This window comes from Sporosarcina sp. QA0331 (assembly GCF_055808055.1).
Map to the genome: position 1 here is coordinate 2,086,736 of NZ_CM147850.1, position 23,343 is coordinate 2,110,078.

Annotated in this window: 26 protein-coding genes and 1 pseudogene; 4 read left to right on the forward strand and 23 right to left on the reverse strand. The window is 37.2% G+C overall.

What is annotated here, in order from left to right; all coding sequences use genetic code 11:
• Positions 1-42 precede the first annotated feature (42 nt).
• The 6 genes from AC0L13_RS10455 to AC0L13_RS10480 form a co-directional block, all read right to left on the reverse strand.
• Positions 43-780, reverse strand: coding sequence for a hypothetical protein (locus tag AC0L13_RS10455; protein ID WP_473639314.1), 738 nt, complete (start codon positions 778-780; stop codon positions 43-45).
• A gap of 68 nt (positions 781-848) precedes the next feature.
• Entirely contained in the window at positions 849-1,196 is a 348-nt protein-coding gene (locus tag AC0L13_RS10460; RefSeq protein ID WP_473639316.1) for a cell division protein FtsK, read from the reverse strand.
• A 42-nt stretch (positions 1,197-1,238) separates the two neighbouring features.
• Entirely contained in the window at positions 1,239-2,375 is a 1,137-nt protein-coding gene (locus AC0L13_RS10465; protein ID WP_473639318.1) for a DUF1835 domain-containing protein, read from the reverse strand.
• A gap of 578 nt (positions 2,376-2,953) precedes the next feature.
• Positions 2,954-3,709: a hypothetical protein gene (locus AC0L13_RS10470; RefSeq protein WP_473639320.1), complete on the reverse strand. Its 756-nt coding sequence runs from the start codon at positions 3,707-3,709 to the stop codon at positions 2,954-2,956.
• A gap of 195 nt (positions 3,710-3,904) precedes the next feature.
• Positions 3,905-4,423: a YfiT family bacillithiol transferase gene (locus AC0L13_RS10475; protein ID WP_473639322.1), complete on the reverse strand. Its 519-nt coding sequence runs from the start codon at positions 4,421-4,423 to the stop codon at positions 3,905-3,907.
• 94 nt (positions 4,424-4,517) lie between these two features.
• Positions 4,518-5,735: a helix-turn-helix domain-containing protein gene (locus tag AC0L13_RS10480; protein ID WP_473639325.1), complete on the reverse strand. Its 1,218-nt coding sequence runs from the start codon at positions 5,733-5,735 to the stop codon at positions 4,518-4,520.
• A 170-nt stretch (positions 5,736-5,905) separates the two neighbouring features.
• Here AC0L13_RS10480 and AC0L13_RS10485 point away from each other — a divergent pair, with 170 nt between their 5' ends.
• The 3 genes from AC0L13_RS10485 to AC0L13_RS10495 all read left to right on the forward strand — a co-directional run bounded on the left by AC0L13_RS10485 (position 5,906) and on the right by AC0L13_RS10495 (position 9,417).
• Entirely contained in the window at positions 5,906-7,153 is a 1,248-nt protein-coding gene (locus tag AC0L13_RS10485) for an MFS transporter (protein ID WP_473639327.1), read from the forward strand.
• A 263-nt stretch (positions 7,154-7,416) separates the two neighbouring features.
• Positions 7,417-7,575 (forward strand): hypothetical protein, encoded by a 159-nt coding sequence (locus tag AC0L13_RS10490; RefSeq protein WP_473639329.1) that lies wholly within the window; start codon positions 7,417-7,419, stop codon positions 7,573-7,575.
• Between the two features lie 225 nt (positions 7,576-7,800).
• Positions 7,801-9,417 carry a thiamine pyrophosphate-binding protein gene (locus tag AC0L13_RS10495; protein WP_473639331.1) on the forward strand — a complete coding sequence of 539 codons (1,617 nt, stop codon included), beginning with the start codon at positions 7,801-7,803 and terminating at the stop codon, positions 9,415-9,417.
• A 150-nt stretch (positions 9,418-9,567) separates the two neighbouring features.
• Here AC0L13_RS10495 and AC0L13_RS10500 read toward each other — a convergent pair whose 3' ends face one another.
• The 10 genes from AC0L13_RS10500 to AC0L13_RS10545 all read right to left on the reverse strand — a co-directional run bounded on the left by AC0L13_RS10500 (position 9,568) and on the right by AC0L13_RS10545 (position 15,561).
• Complete coding sequence (locus tag AC0L13_RS10500; RefSeq protein WP_473639333.1) at positions 9,568-9,993, reverse strand: hypothetical protein; 426 nt, start codon at positions 9,991-9,993, stop codon at positions 9,568-9,570.
• Between the two features lie 222 nt (positions 9,994-10,215).
• Positions 10,216-10,533, reverse strand: coding sequence for a hypothetical protein (locus AC0L13_RS10505; RefSeq protein ID WP_473639335.1), 318 nt, complete (start codon positions 10,531-10,533; stop codon positions 10,216-10,218).
• Between the two features lie 217 nt (positions 10,534-10,750).
• A complete protein-coding gene (locus tag AC0L13_RS10510; RefSeq protein WP_473639337.1) occupies positions 10,751-11,548 on the reverse strand; it encodes a hypothetical protein in 798 nt (265 codons plus the stop codon).
• A 391-nt stretch (positions 11,549-11,939) separates the two neighbouring features.
• A complete protein-coding gene (locus AC0L13_RS10515) occupies positions 11,940-12,221 on the reverse strand; it encodes a hypothetical protein (protein WP_473639340.1) in 282 nt (93 codons plus the stop codon).
• Positions 12,222-12,392: 171 nt separating this feature from the next.
• The gene (locus tag AC0L13_RS10520; RefSeq protein WP_473639342.1) at positions 12,393-12,635 is read right to left on the reverse strand and encodes an SDR family oxidoreductase; all 243 of its coding nucleotides are present in this window, start codon (positions 12,633-12,635) and stop codon (positions 12,393-12,395) included.
• An 87-nt stretch (positions 12,636-12,722) separates the two neighbouring features.
• Positions 12,723-13,235, reverse strand: coding sequence for a hypothetical protein (locus AC0L13_RS10525; protein WP_473639344.1), 513 nt, complete (start codon positions 13,233-13,235; stop codon positions 12,723-12,725).
• Between the two features lie 499 nt (positions 13,236-13,734).
• Positions 13,735-13,995: a hypothetical protein gene (locus AC0L13_RS10530; RefSeq protein ID WP_473639346.1), complete on the reverse strand. Its 261-nt coding sequence runs from the start codon at positions 13,993-13,995 to the stop codon at positions 13,735-13,737.
• Between the two features lie 166 nt (positions 13,996-14,161).
• The gene (locus AC0L13_RS10535) at positions 14,162-14,557 is read right to left on the reverse strand and encodes a GNAT family N-acetyltransferase (protein ID WP_473639348.1); all 396 of its coding nucleotides are present in this window, start codon (positions 14,555-14,557) and stop codon (positions 14,162-14,164) included.
• 99 nt (positions 14,558-14,656) lie between these two features.
• Positions 14,657-14,998 (reverse strand): YobA family protein, encoded by a 342-nt coding sequence (locus AC0L13_RS10540; protein ID WP_473639350.1) that lies wholly within the window; start codon positions 14,996-14,998, stop codon positions 14,657-14,659.
• An 83-nt stretch (positions 14,999-15,081) separates the two neighbouring features.
• Complete coding sequence (locus tag AC0L13_RS10545; protein WP_473639352.1) at positions 15,082-15,561, reverse strand: YjdJ family protein; 480 nt, start codon at positions 15,559-15,561, stop codon at positions 15,082-15,084.
• A 127-nt stretch (positions 15,562-15,688) separates the two neighbouring features.
• On the opposite strand from AC0L13_RS10545, the pseudogene AC0L13_RS10550 reads away from it, so the two are divergent.
• Positions 15,689-16,526: pseudogene (locus tag AC0L13_RS10550) on the forward strand (tyrosine-type recombinase/integrase).
• 681 nt (positions 16,527-17,207) lie between these two features.
• Here AC0L13_RS10550 and AC0L13_RS10555 read toward each other — a convergent pair.
• The 7 genes from AC0L13_RS10555 to AC0L13_RS10585 all read right to left on the reverse strand — a co-directional run bounded on the left by AC0L13_RS10555 (position 17,208) and on the right by AC0L13_RS10585 (position 23,283).
• Entirely contained in the window at positions 17,208-17,501 is a 294-nt protein-coding gene (locus AC0L13_RS10555; RefSeq protein ID WP_473639354.1) for a hypothetical protein, read from the reverse strand.
• A 155-nt stretch (positions 17,502-17,656) separates the two neighbouring features.
• Entirely contained in the window at positions 17,657-18,100 is a 444-nt protein-coding gene (locus AC0L13_RS10560; RefSeq protein ID WP_473639356.1) for a GNAT family N-acetyltransferase, read from the reverse strand.
• Between the two features lie 1,292 nt (positions 18,101-19,392).
• The gene (locus AC0L13_RS10565) at positions 19,393-19,680 is read right to left on the reverse strand and encodes a hypothetical protein (protein ID WP_473639358.1); all 288 of its coding nucleotides are present in this window, start codon (positions 19,678-19,680) and stop codon (positions 19,393-19,395) included.
• 618 nt (positions 19,681-20,298) lie between these two features.
• The gene (locus AC0L13_RS10570; RefSeq protein ID WP_473639360.1) at positions 20,299-20,496 is read right to left on the reverse strand and encodes a hypothetical protein; all 198 of its coding nucleotides are present in this window, start codon (positions 20,494-20,496) and stop codon (positions 20,299-20,301) included.
• Positions 20,497-20,886: 390 nt separating this feature from the next.
• Complete coding sequence (locus AC0L13_RS10575) at positions 20,887-21,168, reverse strand: DUF3888 domain-containing protein (RefSeq protein WP_473639362.1); 282 nt, start codon at positions 21,166-21,168, stop codon at positions 20,887-20,889.
• 108 nt (positions 21,169-21,276) lie between these two features.
• Entirely contained in the window at positions 21,277-22,725 is a 1,449-nt protein-coding gene (locus AC0L13_RS10580) for a WD40/YVTN/BNR-like repeat-containing protein (protein ID WP_473639364.1), read from the reverse strand.
• Between the two features lie 138 nt (positions 22,726-22,863).
• Positions 22,864-23,283: a nucleoside 2-deoxyribosyltransferase gene (locus AC0L13_RS10585; RefSeq protein ID WP_473639366.1), complete on the reverse strand. Its 420-nt coding sequence runs from the start codon at positions 23,281-23,283 to the stop codon at positions 22,864-22,866.
• Positions 23,284-23,343 lie beyond the last annotated feature (60 nt).

The following is a 23,343-nucleotide window of genomic DNA, read 5'->3' on the forward strand; positions in this document are numbered from 1 at the left end:
TCGCTTTAGAAATAACCTTTTTGTATAATTAACTCACCTTTACTATCGCGAATTCCCCAAAATATATTCCCGTGTAAGTTGTAGCATCTTCTCTTGCATTTCTTCATCATTCTTTTCCCTGTCTATCAAATAGCCGACATGATAAATGTAACCATTATAATAAGTGTAAAACTCATTTGCAGTAGTACCGACGATTGTTATTTTGTTATCTTCTTCATCATATTGATAATACCTATACAGCAAGGCGCTATTTGTTGTGAGGACCTGCTGGTAGATCGGGAAGTTATCCGTCAAGTGTTCTTTCTTTAATTTGTTTCCAACCAAATCCACTTCATCTGAAATGTCATGAGCCTCCAGTGGATTTCGATCACTTTCGGTTGCGGAAATGATAAAAAACCGTTCTATGCTGCCATACTCGTTTTTGCCAAGATAACTGACTTGGACTTGGTTAATATCTTTTCCTTCTTCACTTTTCGAAGTGACGAAATAGACATTCTCCTCATCAACTTTAAAAGACAGATCTTTCAAATCGACTGAATGTATAACTTTTTTCACTTCATCAGGCAAGGACGTCGACTGCACTTCATCCATCGAAAGCGGTTTATAAAATTTACTGTTTCGTCTTTCATCCAGCCTATCGTATGCACGAAAGTACTCACTAAATGTTAAACCGTCGCTTTTTGTCTTTTTTAAGTTCGTTTGATTGGCTGTACAACCGACCAAGAGAGAACCGATAAAAATAATTGAACATACTATTTTCAATGATTTTTTCATTAACATGGCTGACTCCCTCCTAAAAACGCTTACTCCAATTAATTGCGCGTTTGTAGTAATTCATTCCTCTTAAGTTAGAGAATAAGATCGTGTGCCTCTCCGATTATAAACATACCCAGGCCTATCACGGAAAGCGCTATACCCAAGTAAAATGGCCAAGGATTGTCTTCTTTTTCTTTGTCAAATGTAAATAGTGTCACTACGCAAAAAGTTAGTGTAACTACAGGGATAATTCCGTATTTTGGTCCGAAAGTAAAGGCAATCCCACCAAGAATCAATCCAATAAGTCCGTAGGGATTTTGTGATGGAACTTTGTCCATATATTCTTTTTCTTTGTCAGTCATACCTTCATATTTATCTCCCCAACTATCAAACTCTTTTAGTCTATTTAGGAATTCAATGAACCTTTTAAATGCACTCATGTAAAGCACCTATCCTGTTAATTATTCCAGCATGTATTAGATTCAGCACCGCAGTTTAATACTATAATGTCTCATTGATTTGGGGATTCCTTTAAGTTCAAGAAGTCCACTATATACTAAATGCCGTATTCTATATTCTAGGAAGAAAACATTCATCAATTCTTTTGTCCCTGATAAGACTTCTCCAATCACCATTCCCGCCTTGATGAAATCCTTTTTCTCCTGCTTGCGATGCAGCATTTCCAAGGTATCTATGATCAGGGAATCGAAGTAATCTTCATTGACACCCTTTATTTCGTCCTTCTCCCATATACGAAGGTCTTCTTTCGTTTGCGCCAAGAACAGCCACTCTTCTAGTAGCTGACTTCTTAACTGCTCGGATAGAGGCACGTCCTTCCTTCTCTTTTCAAAAAGGATACGTAAATCGTTTGATTCGATTTGACTTGTATATGGTATTTTTCTATTTTCACCCCGGGGCATGATGTATTGTTCATAGAGTTCAGTTGAGTTCAAGAGAAAAATATCATTTGTCTTATCGCGCAGTAAAAAAAGAAGAAACCGAAGAGCGATTTGTTCATCGACATTATTGGCATACCAAATGTAGATAGGATATTGATTAGGAATATCGTCTATCTCCTGCACTGTATTGGAAAATTTATTTTCATATATATAATCATCTTGTTCATAATTAATATGTTCATATATCCATTCATTGCGAATCGTTTGCCCCGTTTCTTCATGTAAGTTATACAATGGACCAATCGAAAAGGAATCGGGAAAACCAATAACAATCTTTGGCCTATCTAGCCCAACTCGAAAGGAGCCAGCTGCAGATTCTGAAGAAACAATATGTACAGGCATAACTTCACCCTCATCGATCGGGCTACGTGAATAAGATTGTCGGTGCTTTTGAATATATTCATTTATGATTTCTACTATTTGGTTCAGATCGTTTTGATTCATCACAAATCCTTGTCCTTCGAGAAGATTGCCCGTTTCGTGATTAAAAGCTTCAAAAGCCTCTTCATGTTCCACTTCAAACGTTTGCCAGTCCCCATTTTCATTTACATCTAAAACAGTTACATAATTTTGTGTTTTGATTTGATAAACCAAAACTCCATTGGGTTCTATAAGAAAATAAACAAATGGATAATTAACTTTCGTTTTTATTTTGATCAACTCCCTTTACTTTCGATTAACGCTCTGGATTCCAAGAATTAGTAGTAATTATATGCTATGTTTTCATTCAGAAAAAGTACCAGGAAAAATTTTAAATGAATTCCTCTTCATCTGTTTACTAAAAAGTAAAATGATTTGTGTTGTCAGCGCTATACAAATCAAAGAAGTAGTTAGTCGTAAAACTTGTTCATTTACGGACATTTTACTCGCAAAACTAATGAACAACCAAAATATTGAAGACAATGTGTTTAGCCCGAATAGAACTCCCCAAAGGATTTGCATCAGCATGTTATAAACTTTATTACTAGTTAAACGCCTTACAAAAAGGTAGATGACAATTCCTGCTCCTATTACTAGTAGCAATGACTTCATATAGCTCGAAGTAAAAGTGATTGGCTCTTCCCAACTCATATCTATATAAATTAGGTTAAAGAGATTCATCAGATTGAATAAAAAAAAGAAGAGGAGAACAGAAAAAAATAGTATCCATTCGCCTACATAAATTACAGGATAAAAAATCTTTCTCAACCATTTTCACCTACCTTTTGTTTTGAATTAAGGCGAATTCACCAGGCTGCTCACTCCTCATCCCACCATTTCACCTGAAATCCACCTTCTTTTCCATCAATCGCTTCTATAACAATATATTTTGTTGAATCCTCTTCAAATTCCATACTGTATACGTCATTACTTTCTTCACTCATCCCTACAAAATCTCCACCCTGATCATAAACAGATATGCCATAGCTATCGCCAGTACTAAATAGATGCTCGACGACAAAGTAAATCTTTTCACCTTGCGCTCCATGAATGGGAATCAAATGCTCGCCATTAAAATACTCGTATTCTACCTCTACAGATGAATCTCCTACCACCTCATGCCAACCGGCCTTACTTGTATGATCAAAAGGAATCATCCCTAAACAAACAAGTGGAACAGCAAATACCATCCAGCTATACCATTTCGAAGGTTTTAACTTTTCTTTCCCAAGTAAAAAAAGGAGAGAGAACAAAGCGCCAATCGTTCCGGCCATTAATGCAAATTCGATAGGCATAAAAACTAGAAAAATAATGTAGCCAAACAATATATAAAACACTATCTGTTTAGCCAAAGAAAAAGAAGGCAAGATTTTCCCGATAACATCAATAATAAGAGAACTAACGATACCATAACCAAAAAACACGATCCATAATGCCGGTTCTGTCACCGTATGGTGAAATTGAAATAAATTAAAGCCACTCCCCACGAACATGCTGATAAAAAATATGGATATTGAGAAGCTGGCGCCGATCAACTTCTCTAACAAGCTATTCATCATTAAATGCTTTTTCAAATATGCTCAACCCCAACAAAAGATTATTACTAAAAATATCCCTTAACAAAAATTAGTACTTACTGAGTCAATTATATCATGAAGGCAGCATGTAATTTCGTACTATTCATCCAAGTCAAACAAAAAATACACCCCCCTACTCACTAGGAAGGTGTATCATAATACTTGTGTTCATTATTCAAAGAAACACCAATCTTATTTTGTGTCCGTTTTTAAAGCAATCATTATATGTTCCAAATGATGATTTTCATGCCATGCCAATTTTGCGAGCTTTGTAGCTACGGTAATTGCTCCGTTTTCCTCATGTGTAAAAGTACGATTTAATTGCTCTTCAGTAATATTGTTTCCTAAAAATATGATGCGCTCATTGATGCCTTCCAGCATTTTGATTGAGCTTTCCACGGGAAGATGTGTATCAGGCTGAACCGCCCACTTATCTTGATCAAAAGCAGGAACTGTTGGGTTTTCATCTGTCAATGCCAGCTTCAAACGTTGGTACATGTTCAACTGAGAATCTGCAATATGATGGACAAGTTGGAGGACGGTCCACGCACCATCCCGATAGGTTTTGCTTAATTCTTCATCTGTTAATGAGTCAACGACTTGTCGTAAGCGAGTCGTGTACGTTTCGATGTCTTTAAGCCATTCTTGAACATTTGCGAGTGTTGTTTTTTCTGGCACTTGTAATTCTCCAATCGGAAATGTAACGTCCATTTTCAATTCCCCTTTTCTCTATTGATTTTATATAGTACTCTCAAAGCTATTATACCAGAAAACAATTATATTTTTCGAATAATTCATTTAATTTTTAAACAGATATCGTGTGAAATGTCTCCATAATAAAATCCTTATAAGAACTGCTCGGCATGGCCGAGATATTCTTCACCGCTATTTCAATCAAACGCCTGGCTTCTCTTTCATTTCCTAGAGCCATATGACAAAGGGCTGCATAAGCATCCTTCTCGTACAGGATGGACAAGTCGAATGGATGGTGCGCGTAGTGTGGAATCTTCACCTGATCGAAACACGCCAGCGCTTCTTCATATCTTCCTAGACCATAAAGTGCCTTTCCTTTTTCCTCCATAAAGGAATAAGAAGTATTCGATTCGTCGAAGCCATATTCATCATGATGCTTTTTAATAAGCTCTAACGCTTCCCGATATTCCTTTTCATAAGAAGTTAAGTAGTGGATTTTTACAAAATGAATAAAGGGGATAGCATCCCGATCATCAGAAAATTCTCCATAGTGCAGAATTTTATTCTCATAATACCGTATCGAGCTTACATCCTTATTCATCATTGCATTCACAATCGCCAACTGGTACAAGTGAGCGATGCGGTAGAAGATCTGCTGTTCCTTGGAAAACGTTATCCCTTCGTTCATAATCCGGACAGCCTCTTCGGAATTTCCAACTGCAAAGTGAAGTAGTGATGCCCAATAATCGAAATCGAGACGGATAAGGGGCTCAATAAGCCCATTCCGCTTTTCAATTTTAGAACGTTCCTCCAAAAGGATTTCAAGGGAAGCATCATACTCACGCTTGGTAAACTTCACGGTCGACTTGAAAATACCAATTGCAGCAAGACGACTTGTTAGGTTGAGTTGATCATAAAGGGCAGTAGCTTTATCTGTAATTTCTTTCCAGTCATCCATCTTTTCATAATATAGAGCACGCCCATACAACTCCAACAATCTTGCAGCCTCATACCCTTGGTCCAAACTTTCTATGTATGGCCTGACAACATCAATAATCCGCTTGTTTTTGTCCTTCTTTTCCTCTGTGTAAATCTTCTCAACTGCCTTTAATACTTCCCGCACTTCTTGCGGATTTATCTCTTCCATTAACTCAGACACCTTGACACCTAGACGCTCCGCAATATACGAAAGGCTTTCCATTGATGGGTTTGCTTTATTGTTTTCGATATAGCTCATCATTGCCTTCGTCATCTGATCTCCCGCCAAAGCATCCAAAGTCATCTTCCGTTGTTTACGTATGGCTCTAATTCGTTCACCTAATGTACTCAAACTGAACACCCCTCTTCTCCACTATAGTTAAATTATACTTAACTTTCTGTTGCAATGAAAGAGAGAGCATGCTATTCTTTTGTTAAATTACATTTAACTTTCAATGGAGGCGAATTTCGGACTAAAAGAAGGTATGAAAGGAACTTAATTATTTACAAAGGGGGATCTTCATGGGGAAAAACTATTTCGTTTATATCTTTAGCACAATTGTTGTTGCGTTAGGTGGCTCTGTGTATACATTTGCAATCTCGTATTTTATTTTACAGGAAACCGGCTCTGCGCTTTATTTTTCAATCAATGCAGCAATTATGAGCATTGGTGCTATTATTGCATTGCCAATATCCGGAGTAATAGTAGACAGCATGAACAGAAAGAAAATTATTCTTTCCTTTGAAGCACTCTCAGCATCGACGTTGCTTCTTCTCTCTCTGTATATTGCCTTTTTCGGCTTTAACATCTATGCACTTTTCTTTATTACGGCAGTTCGTTCCATTATTACACCGGTTATTTTCAATGCTTTCGAAGCCAGCTTGACGCAATTGTTTGATAAAGAAAATATCCAAAAGACACTTGGTAAAATCTCAATGTACAAAACAACCATCATGCTTTTAGGACCGATTTTCGCGGGTATCATTTATGGCTTCTTAACACTTCAATCAATGATTCTTGTATTCTTTAGTATGCAACTGATTTCTTTTCTATCGAACATTCTCCTTGAATTTGAAGAACAAAAATTTGAGACTGTTAGCGAAAGGCGAGGTTTGCAAAATTGGTTGGAGCATTTCTCGAACAAAATTGTTCTGGGCTATCAATTTATTTTGAAATCAGATGTGTTAAAACAGTTATTGCTGCTTTCGATGATTATTAACGCCGTTGGGGCTGCAAGTTTTGGGGTTCTACCGGAAACCATAATGATTAAGGAGTTGAATTTCACCCCTCCACAGGTCGGCATCGTAGGTACCATATTTGCCGTAGGTACGTTAGTAGGAAGTTTTATATTGTCAAAAAAGAAAATCACGAACCCTCTATATGTCGTGAAATATGCTTTCATCGTCGTTGCTGTGTTCTTGCTATCCTTTACATTGCCAGTATATGTTGAAATGAAGCCAATCATATCGATGGCTTTCATTGGATTAATTGGTTTATCGATGGCCCTTGTGTTTCAATTCATTTCGATTCCAATGTCATCCTACATGCAAAAGACGATCCCCGACGAGTATAAAGGAAGAGTGTTTTCAATAAACGGCACAATAGGGATGGTCCTCATGCCACTGGGAACAATCTTTTATGGAGCTTTATACGAAAAAGGCATCTACTTTCCGGTAAACTTATTCTCCTCAATCATCATCTTGGTTGCGGTATTCATTACCTTAAAACCATTCATTGTAGCAAAAAGTGCAATGGAGTATACTCGATAACATTTTGTCGCAACAGGCAAACCTTGAGTTGGTTTCAATTCCTCTATATTGTGAAGCGCAGAAGTGATGGTAGTTCCAAAGCAAAAAGATAATAAAAAGTTGTTTATTATCAATTATGAAACTTTTCATTCATTAAGAACGTATCAAGTTTAGGGGTGTTATTGACCTACTAACGGTACAGCTTAATTGAAAAACATTCCAATAAATATGTTTTACGTAATGTGAGGGAGAGAAGAAACTAAGAAAAAAAGGGGTTGGTATTTATGTTTTTTAGATCACCAGAACAAGTTTTAGCTTTTATAGGCATGTTGGTAGGAAGTGTAATTGCAATTTGGCTAATGGGTGAGCTTGCTACTTATGTCATCAAAAAGATAACAAATAAAAAGGGGGAGAATGGTAAAACAAATAATAGCATTCGTTGATGTCTTCAATTATGGATACGGTGGGATTCCACAAAAAAACACGTATTAAGGAACGTGCGTTAACTTAAAAATGATATGGCAAACCTAAAGGACCTGAATAGGTCCTTTTCTTGATCGTCTCCCCTAAAGTTTATCTACTGCTTATTAGAGGAAGAATTATAAGAGTGGACTTTCCTGCTACACGGCTAGCAGGAAAGATAAGAACTATCGAGGAGGCTTTATGACATGAAAAAAAGTGAACGGACAGTTGCAGAATTGGTACTCGATCAACTGTCGTTATTCGGTGTAAAACGGATTTACGGAGTAGTCGGTGATGCGATTATCGGGCTAATTGACGCACTTGCAAAACAAGACCAAATTCAATTCATCGCAGTTAAACATGAATCTACGGCTGCTTTCATGGCTTCTGCAGAAGCGAAGCTGACAGGTCGGCTTGCAGTATGTACGGCAACAATGGGTCCTGGGGCGGCCAACTTGATTAACGGGTTGGGAGACGCATATGCAGACAAAGCACCCGTCCTCGCAATCACTGGCCAAGCACCGACGGATAAAATCGGAACAGAATTTCCGCAATATGTGGATCAGCAAGAGCTAATGAAACCATTCGCATCGTTTTCCGCTACTCTTGCCAATCAGGATGCAACTGTCGATCTTCTGCATAGGGCAGCGCGCAAATCACTTGATCAGCGGGTTGTCACTCATTTGTCCATCCCAAAGGATCTTTTCATGGAATCGACTTCTGCAGTGCCGCGAGCTTTGCCTGAACAGATAGAGGGCTTTTCTTCTTTCACAACGGACAGCTTGAGCAAGGCAACAGCAATGATGAAAACAGCACAGCGCCCGATGATTCTTGCAGGCTCTGGAGCGTCCGCTGCGTCAGATGAGGTTGAGAAACTTGCTGAAGTATGGGGGGCTGGCATCTTAACTAGTTTAGGGGGTAAAGGTTTGTTAGATGAAACTTCCCCTCTCCTGCTGCAAGGGATTGGCGAAGGTGGCAATCCGTTTGCCGCCGATATCTTGAAAGAAGCTGATGTTGTCCTTCTTGCAGGTACGGCATGGTGGCCGGAAGGGTATGTCCCATCTAACGCACAAATTATCCAGATAGACACCCATTTCGACAAAATTGAAAAGAGCATCCCCGTGAAGCTTGGCATCACAGGATCAACAGAAGAAGTTCTTCCGCTGTTAAGGGAGAGCCTGCAAGGATTTACCCGGGCTGAAGACTGGGTAAACCGCTGTCGGGAAGCTAAACAGAAATGGGCCGAGCAAAATGAGCAGGAAGGCAATACTACGGGGTCTCCCGTGCACCCTTCCCGTATTATGCGGGCCCTTGAAAGAACAGTCGATGCAGATGCAATTCTTGCAGTCGATACAGGCGACGGCACGGTCTGGTTGAATCGCAATTTCAGGCAAAAACAGCAAAAAACAGTATTCTCCGGATACTGGCGGACGATGGGCTTCGGTCTTCCCGCAGCAATGGCGGCAAAGCTTGAAAAACCGGAAAAACAAGTTGTTGCGATCGTTGGCGATGGCGGCCTTCAAATGACGCTAGCAGATTTGACGACTGCGACTCGCTATGGACTTGACATAACCGTCATTGTATTGAATAACGGCTCCCTTCAAATGGAAAGGGACAAGATCAACGTCATGGACAAAAAAGAAGTGGGAGTTGATCTTACAAACCCTGATTTCATCAAAATCGCTGAAGCTTGCGGATGGAATGGATTCCCTGTCATAACAGATCAGGAGCTTGAATCCACACTAGACTCAGCCCTAAAAACAAATGGACCCGCACTCGTGGACATCCAGACATCCCAAGCATTCTTTCCGGAAACCAACTAAAGTTTGTTGCACTTCACGCCTTTGTATAATCAATGGACACATCGAATGTGACTTTGTTATACAAAGGTGTTTTTTGTTTGTTCTATTCCCTCTACCCGCTTGAAGTTATTAATTAGCTTGAATTCTGGCCATGGGAAGCTATTTTACAGACTACTCCAACATCAACCCATTCAAAAATGGTAATAATTCTTTTTCGAAATCGGCTAATTCATCATTAGCCAGTTGACGTAAAAAGTGTGCAATTTTCGATTTTTGTTCAGTTGATAATTGTGCATATAATACAGGATCAACAAATTTCTTCAAAATGCGTGCTACTGTGTAAATCTCAGAATCTGTCGTCATTTGCATATAGCTATACTGCATTTCCGCATATCCAAAAAGCGTATATAACGGCTCCACATAATCCTCGTCGTACTCTTCCTTTTCAAAGAAGAGTGCACTATCTCTTAGCATATCTTGAATACCATTATCCATTCCTGCTTCATAAACAGACGTTTTATTATAAAATACAAATGTAGTACTGCCAAATAGGATTGCTAGTATGGCCAATATAATAAGACTAACTTTTACATTCATAGGATTCCCCCCCGACTTCTCTAGATTAAATAACACTCCATCATTATCCATGTTAAATAACCCGTTTGTTGAACTCGCGCAAATTCTTTTTCAAGAATTCCGCCCGATAATTTTAGTTTGCTCCGTTAACCTATTATTTAGCTCATCAATTTTCTTTTCGAATCATTAATGTTCACCGTTATTTTCAATCCATTAACACCGGCAAAGTAATTTCGAAACAAGCTATCTTTTCTTCTCATTCTTCTTCCATTTTACATAGTTGTAGCCAATGTCTAGCAAGACAGAGGATAAGAAAATAACCCCAATAATTTTATATTCATTTGACGTTAAATCACTCAACCTATACAAAGCGAAATATAGCAGGGCAACGATTGGACCTCCCCAGACAGCACGTATTAGTCTCCTTCTATACGTTAATCTATGATAGTTTAGTACAAAGCCTTTATCCTTTTTTTCTTTATTCTTATAGACTGCCGACATTATCGTACTAACGATCAGAACGGCAATCACAGGTCCAATAAAATACGGTAAAATAGTCAATACTCTACCCCCTAATACAACCAACTAATTTTTTATACTATTTTCCTTTGCTCAGCACTCATACTGGAATACGTTTAATTTCAAGAAAAGTTGCGTTATACCTTTCATTGGCCACAACATAATGAAACCGCCATGCAATGAAATCAAACAGATTCTTATTACAATCGGCTTGATTCCCAATGAAATAAAAACCATTTGGCATCCCAACTACCAAGGGTTAAGGACAATAAAACCCTTCCACCGGCTTATCAAACAGCATGAAGATATCTTTGAAATACGTCTCATCAACCAACTTGTCCAGCACTCCCTTATAATACCCCGGCAAATTACGTATTGCCTTCTTCTTTGTGGCCATGACAGTGATCATCAAAGCACGATATGCAAGATCCTCGAATACATGACGATCGTCTTTGTATATTTCGTAGTTCAACATGCGTTCCGATACGGCTCTATGAATTCCATAGAATTCACGAGCCAGTTTTGTGTCTCCGATTGTCATGGTAAGCAAGTTTTTCATCCGGCTAAATAGACTTGTGGATAACTTTGGCGATTCCGTAGGAGACGTGAAGTTAAGATCTTTAGATTTTAATAGAGATTTAAAAAGAGGAGCTTCGTCTGCTGGAAGTTGCTCGTTTCCCACTTCCTCATGCGGTTTTTCGTCATCGTCCCGACCGTTCATTTTCCCCTGGTCATCGAAAGGTAAAATGATATAAATATTGGCACCTAGCCCGCTCATGACTGGTCGAATGTAGTGTACTTTCTCAATAATACCTAAGTTGACGAGTTTTCGGATTGCGCGTCTTACCGTTATGTTGGATTTCCCTATCGCTTCTTCGATCGTTCCATGTTTCAAATGAGCAGCCCCATACTTTACAGAGTATCGACGAATGACGTCGAGCACTTGGCGATCTGATTTCGTTAATTCGTCCCAGTGGGTCATCACATGTTGTTCAGCTGCAGCGTCCATTTCCTCAATCGTGTTAAATCGTGCGTATTCTTTCAGATAGTGTGTCATTTACAATTCCCCCTTTGCCCTCTATATAGAAGGGAGGGATCAAAAAGGATACTCTAAATCGAAATTCTTTTAAAATAGTCATAAATACATATACAACTCGTCAACAACATTCCATGAACGCTTAAAGGTTTGGATGGTACCTTTTCAAAGTGCAGTCATTACATATCTGAATAACTATCTTTACTAGTACTGTTCGTTAGACACAGTAAAAATTTATCAGTTAAAAAAATGTAGAACAACCGATTATTTCTGCATTCCAAAAATCCAGTTATACAACACAACAGTTGAAATGTTAAGAAATGCATAAGAAAAGACCTCAAATCCGAGGTCTCGATGCAAAATGCTATTCCATTAAATCGTTTATCTTGTTAGTTGATGCAGCTTGTTCATTCTAAAATAAATCCAAAACATAAGGATATATATATTGTAAAGTCAAAATAAAAAGAGCAACCAAGCCTATTGAGGATATTAAAAACACCCAAACTTTTTTTATCCTTAACTGTACAACAGCAGATACCAAGACAAGAATATTAAAAATCACAATCATTGATATCCAAACCCCGTAAGTTTGATCTGGGTCTGGTGCAGCAATGCTAAATGCTGGGCCAATACCAATGAGATTTACTAATATGAATAGCAATCCGTGTACCAAATATACTGCTGCCTTAAACAATTAAACCACCTGCTCTCTCCAGTCTCGATCGTTAGTTAAACAATCCTTACTCCCTTCACTGCTCCGTTTGTTGATTGTTGATCAACGCAAATTCTTTTTAAGAAATCCGCCCGATATTCCTTTGTCTTATTTTGATAATGAACTAAATAATCACTATCCTTCACTAAGTAGTCAATTTTCATTGTCAGGGAGGCTCAACTTGGCCATCCTGGCACCATCCACTGTATAGACCTGCCCAGTGATAAACCCAGCCTCTTCGGATGCGAGAAAAGCCACGAGCGCCGCCACTTCTTCAGGTGAGCCAGTACGGCCTACAGGGTGGATGCGAGCGATGTCGCGTTGGAAGGTCTCTCCATCAGCTATGCTTTCGATGAAATCGAGGTTTAAATCGGTATCAATCCAGCTGGGCGCCACTGCATTGCAGCGTATGCCTTCATGACCATGGTCACCGCCACCGAACGGGTCAGCCCATGGAGCGCTCGAGGGCTAAAGAGTTGTTCCTCAAATATTTATCCTCTTATAATTCGGTCCTTCTTTTCTGTCAGTGATTATTAAATTCTCATCCAATCCATTACAGACGGCAAAATAACCATCATTTAATTGAAATCCTATGCCATCTAAAAAACAAAACTCGGTGCTTTTCCCTTCACATCTTTCAATAATTTCAATATCATCTATGCGTTTATTAATCACAAAATCCAGCCCGTTTATTTTGTTCTTTTCCCATTTAATCGGTAAATCCGTTCCATACCATTCTATATCTTGTGAAACAGAGATCTTATCAAATGTAATAAAGTATTCATCCCACTTAAAGGCACATAACTCTATTTGACACTCTTCAAAACGAATAATAACTGGACAATCCCTGAACCATTCATCGCTAGCTTGTTCCCAAGCAACCCAAATTTCTTGTATATGTTTCCCTTTTAGCCTTTCAAGCTGAAGTTTATGGTCTTTTAATATACCGGATGGGTTAGTATAAACTTTTGGGTTATAATCTTTTATTCCGAGCAATTAAAATCATCCTTATCAATGTATTAGTACGGTTACTAACATATCGTCCTTGTTTCATTAAATGGCCCGATTGTTGAATATAAGTTTTTACATCGTTCTTCAACTAAGGTACCCGTTAGCTTAATAAGTACTCTTTATATTTTACCTTCTTTTATCCATGTCCAAATTCGGTAACTTCCGAAAACCGATACTAAGAAAAGTAAAAGCATAAATATAACGTAAATTGATAATCTATTAATTTCTTGTAACCCTTCGCGGTTAGCCACTATCCAAATGGATAATCCAAATAGCATCAGGTAACAAAATACATTGGGAATAATCCATGCGATTCTTAACTTATTATTTTTCAAATATATTTCCCCTCGGACTATATACGTATATCAGCATGAATAGATTCGAATTCTTCAACTAACCTGTACCGTTAGTTGAACAAAAAAAGAGCCGTCTTAGCTTAGCAGCTCCGATCTTCAAGTAAAGTACCCGTTAGTTCCATAAGACATTACTCAATAATTTCTATCTCTTTAACCTTAAAGTCATTAGGGTCCCAGTCCTCAGCTGGTGTAGTGTCAATAAAAGTAACTTTGACTTTCTGTTCAACTTTAAGGTTGGAAGTGTCCTTGACGTTAAGTGGATCACCATCAATATAAATGCGGTTTTTCTCAATTTCAGTTATTATTCCTGTCCTTGTAACTTCTTCAGCGTAACTATTACAGCCAGTCAATAAGACAAGTACCAAAAACAGGACACTTGAAAGCCTCAAATTTATTGCCCCCTTATCTTCATATAGAAAATTGGACGGAATACGGTGAATGATTGTTACAAATTCCTTCTTAAACTAAACTGCTCCGCTAGATGAACAAGAAAAAGAGCCATCTAAGCAGTTCAACGATCTTGAAGTAATGCACCCGTTAGTTGAGTAAGAGTTTTTATTTCGATGATTGCCATATTCCTCCTGAACCAGGTGTAAAGCCACATGCTTTATAAAAGTTATTTTTGTTTTTCTCGTATGAGACCGTTACAATTCTTAATCCAAATCGTTTAGACTCTCGCAATAATTCCTTTACCAACTCAACTCCAATACCCCGTCCTTGATACTGAGGATGAACAATTATATCTTCCATATATCCATGTTCTAAACCCATTCCACAAAGATACCCAAAGGCAATCAGTTTATTATTTTCATCTCTAACCCCAGCCCAGAAATTACAGCGTTCGAACAATGTTGGGTAATCTTCATCCCGTCTACTCCAACCAACATGCTCTCTTAATTCTGGTACTTCGTTATTAGATATTGGAGTGTTTATAATAACTTTATAGTTCATATTATTCCCCTCCTTTACTCACCAACAATGCTAATTTCTATATGAACAAGTTCTGTTCTTTGTTGAACTAAACTGCCCCGTTAGTTGAAGAAGAAATCCCTATTCTATTACTTCAATTTTTATTGCTCCAGCTTGACCAGGATAGGATGCTGCAATATTACCATCAAACCATATTTCTACCTTGTTACCTACCCGTAAGTTGCTTATATCATCATTACTAAAATAAACGAGCGAAATTCCTTCTTCGGTCAATTCTGAAATTGATTTATCTTTAATTGCTTCGTATTTGTCTGATGTAATATCGTCCGCAACCAATATTCCGTTTTCTTCAACCTTGATAATATAACCTTCTATTTGTTCTGTTTTAGTTGTTTTACTTATTTCAGAACACCCGACTAAAGCAAAACAAAATACGATCAATAAAGTAAAAATCTTTTTCAACCCTAACACTCCTTTTCATAATTAGTCGTTAATTTCTAGTTAGAGTCTCATTTTTAGTTATTCAACTAACCTGCCCCGTTAGTTCAAGAAGAAGAAGTAAGTCCAGTCTTTTTATTAAAGAATCTAAGCAAAGCAATAGCTACTGCTAATATTCCTATCAGCAGAAAACTAACGAAAAAAATCTTCAAACCAGTAGTTGGAGATTTTGATACGAAACCACTTAATATCAAAAACACTACTCCAACACCAGATAGGAAATATGAAAATGTCCTACCCTTACGTTTGAGTAAAATATATCCTATAAGGAACATATGATACGTTGCACTTAGTAACATAAATAAAGGAAACGTAGGTGCAAATTTTGCTGCATATACAAAATAATCAATTGGTAAAATGTCATTCAGGTTTTCTACTTGTCCATTCACCATTTGAGAAAAGATTGCAGAATGTTTCCATTCCCAAGGTTTCTCTAATATTGCGCTGCCTTCATACCAAGTAGCTCCAGTAGATAGTATTAAAAGCATTGAAGCCAAACCAAATTGGATAATAATCTTAAAAGACAATTTCGTCACCTCAAATATATTTTTTAATTGTACTAACCTGCCCCGTTAGTGAAAGTACTCCATATGACTATACTTCTATTAAGTTGGCAATAATCCCTTTAATATTACTCTCTTAGGGGGAATGGAATTGTTACTTTCAAAAGCATGGTCTTCATATGAAGCTGATAAACGGATAGAAGGTTTTTCACCACAAACGTTGATGGCCTATCAGTTACAGTCTACGCTACTAATCGATTATTTTAAGGGTGTAGAGATGGAATTGCTGGATACGAATCAACTGAAGGAATATCTTGCCGTCTCGGGTAAGCATTTAAAACCAGCCAGCCTTGCACATCGTATCCGTTTTCTAAAATCTTTTTTCGTTGGTCTCATGAAGAAGGCTACCTGAGTAAGAATCCAAATTCCAAGATTAAAGAGCCCAAAGTCGGTAAGCGGATACCCAAGGATTAAACCGAACGAGAGATTGAACACCTTCGTGAATCCTGTCATACCCCAATAGAAAAAGCGATTTTCGAATTCATGTTTTCTACAGGTTGTCGAATTGGAGAAATAGTGGCATTAGAAAAGAACAATATTAATTGGACAAATCAATCCGCGATCTTAGAGGAAAAGGAGATAAGAAAAGGGAAGTTTATTTCAATACACGTTGTGACATATGGCTTAAACGATATCTTGACAGCAGAAATGACAATAATCCTGCCATCTTTGTGACAGCAAGGCAGCCACATAAAATGAGTGTCGCCCAAATGCGATACATCATCAAGCGAATTTCAAATTGGGCCGAAATCAACAAAGAGATTCATTCACACCAACTTAGACACAGCTATGCAACTCATTTATTGAATAATGGAGCTCCTATTGAAGTCATACAAAGTCTTTTGGGACATGAGAAAAGTGAAACAACGAGGATCTACGCTCAATTAAGCGGAAGGTTAAGGAAAGAGTATTATCAGAAGTACTTTTAAATGTAAGGAGCCACGTCTTAGCAGAGATGGCTCTATTTGACTAAAGCACCCGTTAGTTTAATTGAACACCAAGATAACTACATAATAATAACCAAAATTATTGTAATAATTAAGGACTGTGCAAAAGAAATTACTAAATCATTCTTCCAGTATGTTTTGGAAAAGCGACTGAAAATCCTAACTATCGCAAAGCTACAAACCCATATACTTAAAAATATTAAGATAAAACCCATGATGCAATCCCTCCCCACAATCTCATTTAATTTCTATTGAAAATACCCCGATTATTGAACACAAGTTATACAACACTCTTCAACTAACCTGCTTCGTTAGTTGAACAAGATAAAGAGCCATCTAAGCAGTTCAACGGTCTTGAAGTAAAGCACCCGTTAGCTTAAGTAGTGCCTATTGCTGGTAGCATTGCAATGCTCCACATAATAAGAGTAAACGATATTGTAAGCCAAAAAGTATTAGCCGTAGTTTTTTCTTCGTGTTTTACCTTTTTCAATATAGAAACCAAATTCAAACAAAATATAACGCACAAGATAGGCATTAAATAAAATCCTATAAATGCAAAAATGATCATATTCTCACTCCTTTGAAGTTGTTTATCATTGTTCAACTAAACTGCCTCGTTAGTTGTAGAAGGCTTTTCAAGTAAGGACACCCTACTAGTAGCTACTATTCTGATGACTCTTTGTACTTCATATGTTCTTCTCTAACAAAGGCAATAGCCTTTTCAACAGTTACTATATTTTCCTCGTGCCAATTTATACCTATTTCTCTTACCAACGCGTGAACCATTCCGATTCTACTAAAAATTGCAACATAATCAAGTAATACATTTATTACGCCATCTTTTAATCCCAATAACTGCAAATCCATAACAAGCTTTATATCATCCTCGGTAACAGTATCGTAGCGATCTTTAATAAAATCAAAAGGTGTTGTAGATTTACGTGTTTTATATACCATTCATCCCATTCATAGCGTGTCATTCCGTGTAATTCTTGAATTCTTTAATCAGATGTCGTCCCATGTATTTGTGCTTTTTTCCTTGCCATAGTCCATTGTAGTGATTTATTCGACAATCGCGGGCGATTATGGAAATGGGTTCAATTTTCATATGCTCAGACATCTTTTTCTGGTATGTACATCCGCATATAAAGATAACCATTTTCTATATTGTCTGATCGCTCAAAGCCTAAGCTACTCCAAAATTTTAGTGCGGTTTTATTTTCTAAATTAACTGGTAAGGAAATCCTTCTTGCATTAAATTCTTTACACAAATATTCAATACAAAGCTTTGCCGCTGCTGATCCATAGCCTCTTTTTTGAAAACGGCTATCTATCATAAAATTTATGATTTGGGGGTTATTTTCGCCAATATACATTGAAACAAAACCCACCATCACATTATCGGCATAAATTGCAAAAAGGCGTGAATCATCATATTCTACCCACGCTTCGGCTAATGACCACGCTACAGAATCTACAAAGTCCACATTGGTATCAGTATGCAAGTTTAAACATTCTTCAAAATTGTCCCCATTAATTTTTCTTAACTCTAGCATAGCAATATCACCTTCCAAACATAGTTATGACTGTTTAATGTAAATAATTCAACTTTGGAAAAGCGGAATTAGCAAATAACTCTTATTACAACCTGGAAATCCAAGAACTTAATACTCCAATTGATTTTGAATCAGTTCTCCTTGATAATAATCATTCAAATAGACGCATTGCACCACTTTATTATTATAGCTCTATGCCACATAATGGCTCCGTTTGTTAAACAAGCCGAATTCTTAAATCTCTATTTTATCACATAATCATTTGTTACCTTCAATGTCTTCAGTTATTTCAAAAATTACTTTCCGCCCCCCAACCAACATGCTTATTAGCATCACAATTAGCACTGCAATTCACCACAGCATAAAACTATGCGGTGTTGTGAATCACCATGCTAATGACTATACGAGTCACCCAAATTTCAAGCCATAACGTTGATACAACAACAAAAACAAGGACGCCAATTCATATGCGAATTGCGTCCCCAATCGGTATGCTATTTAATGTATTCTTCCCCTGTTCCGAACCCGTTATAAGAAACTCATCGGCCTTTATAAGTAAAGCAGCCGGTGTTAACGCAATAACACATTTATCTGGATCCAAAGAAATTGGCTAGTATAGGAAGTAAAATCATGATAAATATGCTTTGAAGAAATGTAACAGTGATATCTTTCTTCCAACTATTGTTTAAACGGAAAGCTATTCTTTGAAATAAAAGCAAAACAATCCACCAAAAAAACAAAGAAACAACAGCTGAATTGAAATCAGTGTAAAAATCATTGTACAGTTTAACCCATCTCCTTTCCCCAGACTTGAAGTAGGTCCCTCTCTTGCTCAACAGCTGAAATATATCAACTTATTCAACGCAATCCCCAATAATATTGACAACCTTGTTATGACAAAGCTACTGTTATTTCAATAAGCTACTTATCTTGTTTCTCTTCACTCTTTTTTATAGTAATAAGTTTGGACATAACAAAGTGAACGACAGCAATAGTTATTAGTAAATCTCTATACGGCTCATTTGATCCTGTCAACAAAGAGGTAATAAGGTAAAAAAATCCGAATGAAATTAAGAGTAAGAAAGTAACATAATGTTCAATGTATAAATTCATTTCATTCCTCCCTCTTCCAATTTCGCAACTTTACGCTGAGTTAATTCTTATTGAGCTAACCTGCTGCGTTAGTTAAAGTATTCAACAAAAAGAACTATATCCTTTAATCGATTTACAGCCTTATCGTCTCGCTAGCGAATTAAGCATTACCAACTGTAAAATACTTATATAAAAAAAAACTATAATTTCACTGTCCAAATTTTATAGATAATTTGACCATTTATTTCTGTTTTTCCAGTACAGACATCGATTTGCACATCGTTATAAACAGCCCATTGAGGGAAAAGAGATTGTAAATATTTAATTACCTTTTCATCAGGAGTTGCATATCCTACATTTTTTTTATTACTTAAAAAGGCAACAAAATCTGGATATAATGCTTCTGTCCATTCTTTAACTTCAAACTCCGAATCAAAAATACGGTTATCCTCTGGATGGCTTCCATTTATCCATTTAACATTCTCCATTGAATCCACCTCATTTCCAAGTTTCTTAACTTCTATTATTTCCATTGTAGTCGCTTAGCATGGTTCAACTAACCGCCGTTAGTTCAAGAAGAACATTGAGCCGTGTTAGTAGCCCGGCGTCAGACTTGCAACAGAAAATGACTATTGAATGGATCCACAATTTGCATGTACGATAGAAATTAGAACCCGATATTGTGAGCTACACCAGATTCTAATTTTCATTTTTCGAACCTGACCTGGCACCATAATTATCACGGAAGTATTAAAGGGAATGGCAATCGGTTATTTGCAACCAGTAGTAAGAGGTGTTAGCAGCTAGAGTCATTGATGATTATCAAGAATGGATATTTACCGTTTTACTCTTTTTGACTTTTCTCCAACTCTGATATCCTTTTTTCAAGCTCCCTTAGTTTTGAGTCTGTAACAATGCTAGAGGATAGCAAAATAGAAACTCCCAATAAAGCAAATATCAACCACCACATTAGAAAAGCACCTCCAATAAACTCCTTTTTTACATCTTTCCAGTAACACCTTATTGAACTAATCAGCTTCGTTAGTTTAATAAGAAAGACGCTTTATTCCTTCACCGTTCGCTTAATTAATTGCCTGCTGATACTATCATTGGAAAGCTCCCATATTTGCAATGATCCACATAATAAGAGTAAACGTTAATGTAAGCCAAAAAGTATTGACTGTAGTTTTTTCTTCGTGTTTTACCTTTTTCAATATAGAAACCAAATTCAAACAAAATATAACGCACAAGATAGGCATTAAAAGCCATCCTATAGATAGAAAGGCAAGAAAAACATTATCCATTTTCCCACTCCTTTACACTTGTTTACCATCATTCAACTAAAGCGCCACATTTGTTGAATAACAGCAATTCACAATCTTTAATTTATTTTAGCATAGATTTCTCATCTCCCATCTATATTTTTCCATCCAATATCCATTTAGCAAGTAGTTTAACAATGGAATTAACAAAGGCACATAAATTTATGCACTGTTGCTAATTCTGTTCTTATTGTGGTACCAATCCATTAATATAAAGCATCTAAATGTTGATGCAGCAACAAAAATAAGGACACCAATTCATATGTGAATTGTGTCCCTGAATTCTGTTTTTTTTACTGTTTTCTCTCCATCAACCGAACCAATAAATTTATATCTCCCTCCTTTTTCATTAGTCATACCTAGCAAATTTAGTTAACCCTCAAATTCTTTATCCGTAATATGGCGATGAGAATACGATATAACTCTATATTCGGCATTCCCTTTGTCATCGGGAATACGAATAGTCATACGTATTAACTTATATGGCGGGCTATGTGCGCCTTTGAAACCGATCACTCTTAACGTGACGTCGTATTGACCGTTTCCCGTAGTTATTTTTTCTATTCTCTCGTTTTGGAATAACTGAGGATCACCGTGGTTTTCCATTATCTCCAGGATTGTTCCACCAAGACTCCTCAGAAACGCTCTTTCCATTAAACTTGGAAATTGTTTTTGGGGTATTACTTCAGTATTTACCTTCGCTCTGTTGTTGCACCAAAATTCAAGATAAGAAAAGTAAGAATGGTTTTGCGTAGTATTGTTTTATTCATTTGGCACCTTCATTTCTTCCCATGAATAATTTGGTACGGTTGCAATCCATAACGTATCCCCCATGAAATCAATGTCATAAACGATACGGTCAACCGCATCAAATACTTTTTCAGGTTTTCTTTCATCGTTTGTGTCGATGGAATAAATTGCGTCACCCTGGCCGTATCCGAATAGTTTTTCACCTTTTTTAATAAATTTAACGACCATTTCGTCAGCTGGAATTTCACTCCACGTTTCCTCTTTTAAGTTTCGGGACCAAATTCCACTCTTTGTTGTGATGAAGAGCCTATTATGAATCACCTTCATATCATAAGGTGCTTCATTAAGATCCGGGAGGGGAATCTCACTCCACGTATCCTTTGTCTTTTGCAAGATCTTTCTTTCTTCGGTGAGTCCTATCAAATCACCGTTATCCGATATTTGAATTACATAAAATGGTTTAGGAACAAGAGTCTCTTTCCAACTCTCTCCTTGATTCGTTGTATAATAAATAGTTCCATTTGATAGCACAGCTATATGGTTATTACTTGAATAATCTACTTGCTCAATCCCCTGATCTAATGAAAGGATTTTCGAACCTTTACTTTTTGAGGTAATATCCGTCCATAACTCCTTTTCCGTTGCTGCATATAACCGATCATTCCTATCAAACCAAGCATGTGTTACATACCGCTTAGCTTTCAGACCTTTCCATGTTTCTCCATTGTCATCACTCATTTCAATAAATGGTTTCTTGGTTGTACTAAATTGTGTTGGCTTTTTGTCACCCCATACGACTAACTTGTTGTTTCCAGCAACCACTCCCGTAATCGCCATCCCTTTTTTGGACACAAGATTGTTGCCATTACGTTGGGATAGCAATCCTCCCCCGTATGGTACTTTATGAATGGCACCGACCATATCTCCATTTTTAGCATTAATCGAAATCCGGGTAAAACGTTGTTCATTATCATTACCAACCACTGTTAAAATGGGCTGACCATCGATACTATCTAATGTAAAATGATATCCGGTCGCCCAATCTTTTCCTTGTTTTAATTTGTATTTGTCTTTTGCTATTTGAAGAGCATCAGGGCTATCCAAATTTATCTCACCGTAAGATATTGTCGGATTAGGAGATTGCTTAATTGGTTCAAACACAGTTATTTTCATTTCAGAGATACCAATGATTAAATGATCATCAGTATCCGGAACCATAAAAGTTACAAACCATTTGAATCGTTTTCCTGTTTCTCCTCTGGATCCTCCCATCGTTTCATCCACACTGTTAGCTCCTGTAAGAGTAGCGTTTACATTCCATTCTTTTGCTCTCTGTAATCCAATGTCAATCATTTCTTTTAACGTAACTTCACCATTTGCAGCGATTCCTTCATTACCCTTCACATTTACAAGAACCAAAAAAATCAGTAACAGGAAAGAAGTCTTTTTATAGAAATTCAAAATTCCACCATCCCTTCATCCCAAATATTGTGTTTTTATAGGATGGGGAAAATAGTCGCTAATATCCTTCGTATCAATATAAAAAACCACTTTCCTGATTATTCACATCAATTGAAAGTGGTTTTTTCGCATTCACAATTACAGCATTTCACCCGTATAGAATGAGCTCGGAAGTTGGTCAAAGTCGTATTCTTTTAGCTCCTCTAATGTAATATTTGCATGTGAACCTTCATGCACCATCAAATTACTGTTTGTTCCAACATGGATTGAAATAACGGGCTTATCAGTTGCATAGGCGTAGCCAAGTTCCCACGCCGTTCCACTGTCTGAATAGTTGCCATGATAAATACCAACAACAATTTCGGCCCACTTAATATGTTTTATATCATCCATAAATGTTTCAATGGACCATTGACGTGAACCTATCTCTGAAGCTGCCGAGTGTCTAAACGGTGAGAAAACTTTCAATCCCTTCTCATCTAAAATTTTCTCGACCTGCTCAAGGTATTCAATCTCCTGATCGTTAAAAAACGGACTCGCTAAATAAACTCTTTTCATTTTCGTCAATCTCCTTTTTGTTTGTTAGTTGATTGTATCGGATGAATCTTCATCCACCTT